This window comes from Butyricimonas sp. BSD2780061689_150309_C8, from assembly GCF_015560935.1.
Lineage (GTDB): Bacteria > Bacteroidota > Bacteroidia > Bacteroidales > Marinifilaceae > Butyricimonas > Butyricimonas paravirosa.
Window position 1 is genome coordinate 3,203 of record NZ_JADMSV010000053.1, and the last position, 1,440, is coordinate 4,642.

Annotated in this window: 1 rRNA gene; it reads right to left on the reverse strand. The window is 56.8% G+C overall.

Annotated elements, in window-relative coordinates:
- Positions 1-9: 9 nt before the first annotated feature.
- A 16S ribosomal RNA gene (locus I2I33_RS20075) occupies positions 10-1,440 on the reverse strand; the annotation flags it as partial.

A 1,440-nucleotide genomic window follows, 5' to 3' on the forward strand; every position in this document is an offset into this window, starting at 1 on the left:
CGTCTCCAGAAAGGAGGTGTTCCAGCCGCACCTTCCGGTACGGCTACCTTGTTACGACTTAGCCCCAGTTACCGGTATTACCCTAGCCCGTTCCTCGCGGTCACGATCTTCAGGTACTCCCGGCTTCCATGGCTTGACGGGCGGTGTGTACAAGGCCCGGGAACGTATTCACCGCGCCATGGCTGATGCGCGATTACTAGCGAATCCAACTTCGTGGAGTCGGGTTGCAGACTCCAGTCCGAACTACGACCGGCTTTAGAGATTCGCTCCGGGTCACCCCGTGGCTGCCCTCTGTACCGGCCATTGTAACACGTGTGTCGCCCCGGGTGTAAGGGCCGTGCTGATTTGACGTCATCCCCGCCTTCCTCGCACCTTACGGTGGCAGTCTCGACAGAGTGCCCGGCCTCAGCCGCTGGCAACTGGCGATAGGGGTTGCGCTCGTTATGGGACTTAACCCGACACCTCACGGCACGAGCTGACGACAACCATGCAGCACCTTGTAAATAGCCCCGAAGGGAAGAAGTGTTTCCACCTCATGCAATCTACATTTAAACCCGGGTAAGGTTCCTCGCGTATCATCGAATTAAACCACATGTTCCTCCGCTTGTGCGGGCCCCCGTCAATTCCTTTGAGTTTCATCGTTGCCGACGTACTCCCCAGGTGGCTCACTTAATACTTTCGCTTGAACCCTGGCAGTGTATCGCCAAGATCCAGTGAGCATCGTTTACGGCGTGGACTACCAGGGTATCTAATCCTGTTCGCTACCCACGCTCTCGCGCATCAGCGTCAGAGCGAGCCTGGGAAGCTGCCTTCGCTATCGGGGTTCCAAGTGATATCTAAGCATTTCACCGCTACTTCACTTGTTCCGCCTCCCTCGTCTCGTCTCCAGGTCGCCAGTTTCAACGGCGTGCTACAGTTTAGCTGCAGTCTTTTACCGCTGACTTGGCGTCCCGCCTACGCGCCCTTTAAACCCAATAAATCCGGATAACGCTCGCATCCCCCGTATTACCGCGGCTGCTGGCACGGAGTTAGCCGATGCTTATTCGTCAGGTACTGGCAAGAAGGTACACGTACCTTTTATTCTTCCCTGGCAAAAGAGGTTTACAGGCCATAGACCATTCATCCCTCACGCGACTTGGCTGGTTCAGGCTCTCGCCCATTGACCAATATTCCTCACTGCTGCCTCCCGTAGGAGTCTGGACCGTGTCTCAGTTCCAGTGTGGGGGACCTTCCTCTCAGAACCCCTAGACATCGTCGGCTTGGTGGGCCGTTACCCCGCCAACTACCTAATGTCGCGCGTGCCCGTCCCGTACCACCGGAATTTTAAATCCAGAGCCATGCGGCCCTAGAGTCTTATGGGATGTTAGTCCACGTTTCCGCGGGTTATCTCCCGGTACGGGGTTGGTTGCACACGTGTTACTCACCCGTGCGCCGGTCGCC